This is a genomic window from Rhodoblastus sp. (genome assembly GCF_041915505.1).
GTDB lineage: Bacteria > Pseudomonadota > Alphaproteobacteria > Rhizobiales > Beijerinckiaceae > Rhodoblastus.
The window spans coordinates 1-3,553 of the sequence record NZ_JAYSBG010000349.1 but is presented as its reverse complement, the minus strand read 5'-3'; the positions used below and the strand labels follow the sequence as shown (position 1 = coordinate 3,553).

The 3,553-nt window shown below is 66.3% G+C and carries 3 protein-coding genes; 2 read left to right on the top strand and 1 reads right to left on the bottom strand.

From position 1 onward, the window contains the following. Nucleotides 1-902, top strand: a 902-nt coding sequence (locus tag ACE3S9_RS16715) for an AEC family transporter (RefSeq protein WP_374547607.1), incomplete at its 5' end; no start/stop codon positions are given. Here ACE3S9_RS16715 and ACE3S9_RS16710 read toward each other — a convergent pair. Then, on the bottom strand, nucleotides 860-1,339 hold the full coding sequence (locus ACE3S9_RS16710; RefSeq protein WP_374547606.1) for a PAS domain-containing protein: 480 nt from the start codon (nucleotides 1,337-1,339) through the stop codon (nucleotides 860-862). The two genes, ACE3S9_RS16715 and ACE3S9_RS16710, sit on opposite strands and share 43 nt — an antisense overlap. Nucleotides 1,340-1,595: 256 nt before the next feature. On the opposite strand from ACE3S9_RS16710, the gene ACE3S9_RS16705 reads away from it, so the two are divergent. After that, on the top strand, nucleotides 1,596-3,553 hold a 1,958-nt coding region (locus tag ACE3S9_RS16705; protein WP_374547605.1), incomplete at its 3' end, for an RND family transporter.

Genomic DNA, 3,553 nt, shown 5'->3' with positions numbered 1-3,553 from the left:
GCGCCGCCGTCATGAATCCGGCTCTGATCGCCTCGCTCGTCGGGATCGCCGCGCCCGTCATTGTGGTGACCGGCTCCGGCTATGTCTGGCGCTGGCGCGGCATGCCGTTCGATCATGAATTCGTCACGCGGATCGTCACGCGGCTCGGCTCGCCGGCTCTGGTGTTCGTGACCCTCTCGAAGACCCATTTCGCACTGTCGGACCTCTGGCGGATGGGCGGCGCCACCGTCGCGTGCCTGCTGCTGTTCGCGCTCGTCGCGGGGGCGGGCCTGCGCGTGGCCGGGCTGTCGCAAAGAATCTATCTGCCGTCGCTGGTTTTCCCCAATATCGGCAATATGGGCCTGCCGATCTGCCTCTACGCCTTTGGGGAACGCGGGCTGGCCTTGGCGATGATCTATTTCACGGTCACCACCATCGGCCAGTTCAGCTTCGGCCCGGCCATCGCGCGCGGCGTCATCACGCTGGCCGGATTGTTCCGCGCGCCGTTCCTCTACGCGGCCGTCGTCGCGGTCGTCTGCTCGCAGATCGGTTTCGCCGCGCCGAGATGGCTGAACGATTCGCTGACCCTGTTGGGCAATATCACCATCCCGCTGATGCTGCTCGGCCTTGGCGCGGCTTTGGCGGAGTTTCGCGCCACCAACAAGGCGCGGCAGACGATCCTGTCGCTGGCGCGCATCGGCCTCGGCGTCGCGGGCGGCGCTTTCGTCGCGTGGTTGTTCGGGCTGGGCGGAATCGAGCGCGGCGTGCTCATCGTGCAGAGCGCCATGCCGGTGGCCGTGTTCAATTATCTGTTCGCGCGCATCTATGGCGCCGATCCGGACGAGGTCGCGGGCCTCGTGCTGATCTCGACTTTGGCGTCCTATGTCACTTTGCCGTTCGTGGTGGCCTTCGCCATGGGCTGAGCGGCGCGCTCCAGTTCTGCCAGCCTCTGGCGCAGGGCGCGCATCGCCTCGAAATTCCCGGTGACGTCGCGCAGGATCGCCGCCACGCCGTCGGGCGCGCCGGTCGCGTCGCGCAGCAGGACAATGCTGAATTCGATCGAAATGCGCCGCCCATCGCGGGTCAGCGCCGGCACGGCGAGCAGGTCGCCCGCGCCATAGCGCGTCGCGCCGGTCGCCATGGTGTGGCGGAAGCCGCTGTCATGGCGGGCGCGCAGATTTTCGGGAATGATGATGTCGAGCTTCTGGCCGAGCGCCTCGTCGCGCCGGAAGCCGAAAATGCGCTCGGCGCCCGGGTTCCAGAAGGTGATCCGGCTCTCGCGGTCGACCGCGAGAATGGCGTCGCCGGCAGTGGCGAGCAGGGCGCCGGCGAGCGTGGGGATTGTGTTTTCGCGATCCATGGCGCATCTCCGGGCGCGTTTTTTCGCCCCGCGATCTTATATGATCGGATGCGCCGCGCGAAAGTTGCGTCCGCGCAAAGTGCGGCGCTTTTCGGGATCTGGGACTGCTTGAGCGGCGCTGGCAATTTATTGGCGGGCGCGGGAACCGCCGACCCGGCAAGATCGTAAAAATGTCGCGTTTTCGGGAAAGTCATGAGCGGCCGCCGCCGCGATCGGCGCGGGCGGACGGGGCGTTGTCGCAGCAGGATGGGCGGGCATGAACCTTCCGAAAGCCGATATATCGCGCATTAAACCCGGCGAAATCAGCGAATCCGACCGCCGGTCGTCGAATATCGCGCTGGGAATCGAGCGTTTCGGCTCCCTGGCCCTGCGCGCGCCGGTTCCGACGCTGATTCTCTTCACGCTCCTCGCCGCCTTGTCCATTCTCGGCGTGCTGCGCATCCGGGTCGACGATTCGCTCAGCCAGCTTTTCCGCTCCGACAGCGCCGAATTCCGCCAGTTCGAACAGGTTTCGCGCGCCTTTCCCTCCAGCGAATATGACGTTCTGGTCGTCATCGAGGGCAAGACCGTCCTGCAGCGCGACAATGTCGAGAAATTGCGCGCTTTGGCGACCGATCTGCAGCTTGTCGACGGCGCGCGCGGGGCGATTTCGATGTTTTCCGCGCGCCAGCCGGCGGAAGACGGCGGCCTGCCGAAGCCGCTGTTTCCCGATCCGCTGCCCGAGGGCGCGGAATATGACGCTTTGCGCCAGACCGTGCTGGACAATGAGCTGATCCGGGGCAAGCTGTTGTCGGAACAGGGCGATCTGGCTCTGGTCGTGCTGTCGCTGGAGCCCGGCGTGGCCGATGGCCCACGCCTCGCCTCGGCGATCGATGAGATTCGCGGCGTTTTGCGCGACGATCTGCAGGGCGCGGGCCTGATCGCGCAATTATCGGGCGCGCCGGCGATGCAGCTCGAAATCCGCAAGGCGCTGGAGCGCGACCGCATTCTCTATAATGCGCTCGGCCTGCTGGCGGGCTGCGCCATCGCCATCCTGTTCTTCCGGCGCGTCTCCTTCATGATCATCGCGGCGGCCCCACCGCTGCTGGCGATCCTGCTGTCGCTCGGCGCTCTGGGCTGGCTCGGCTTCCGCCTGAACATGTTTCTGAACGTGATGACGCCGCTGATCATGGTGATCAGCTTTTCGGATTCCATGCAGCTCACCTTCGCGGCGCGCGACCGGATGATGGCCGGCGCCGACCGTGCGACCGCCTTCCGCGACGCTTTGCGTGTGGTGGGGCCGGCCTGCGTGCTGACCCATGCCGCCGCCGGCCTGTCGCTGCTCGGCCTGCTGTTTTCGGATTCCGACCTGATCCGCGCCTTCGGCCAGGCGGGTTTTCTGTCCATCCTGATCGCTTTGGCGACGGTTCTGGCGCTGGCGCCCGTGCTTGGCGTGCTGATCGCCCCGCCGCCCGGCGCGCTCGACCCGGAATTCGGCAGCGCCGATTCCGGCGTGCGGGCCTTGCGCCGTTTTTGCGATTTCGTGGCCGCGCGCATGCTGCGCCGGCCGGGCGTCAACGCCGGTTTGGGCCTCGCTGTCGTCGCCGTTCTGGGCTTTTTCTATATGGGACTAGAGCCGCGCTATCGCCTCGCCGACCAGACGCCCGACCAGAACCACGCCGTCGAGGCGAGCCAGCGGCTCGACCTCAAGCTCAACGGCGCCAATCCGATCGACCTTTATGTGACGTTCCCGCCGGGCGCCGATCTGTTCGCGCCGGAGACGCTGGCTTTGATTGGCGAGGCTCATGCGATCATGGAGCGCCAGCCGGGCGTCGCCAATGTCTGGTCGCTCGAAACGCTGCGCCGCTGGCTCGCGGAACGGCTGCATCGCGACGATGTCGAGACGCTGAAGACCTTCGTCGATTTGCTGCCGCCCTTCCTCGCCCGCCGCTTCATCGCGGAGAACCGCGACGCGGCTTTGATCTCCGGCCGGGTGCCGGACAAGGACGCCAATCACATCCTGCCGATTGTCGAGCAGCTCAATGAAAAATTGAACGAACTCGCCGCCCGCCATCCCGGTTATCACATCGCGGCGACTGGCCTGTCGGTGATCGCGGCACGCAACAGCGCCGGCATGATCACCAAGCTGAACCACGGCCTGACCCTCGAATTCGCTTTCGTCGCGGCCTTCGTCGGCCTCGCCTTCCGCTCCGTCCCGGTCGCCTTCGCCTGCCT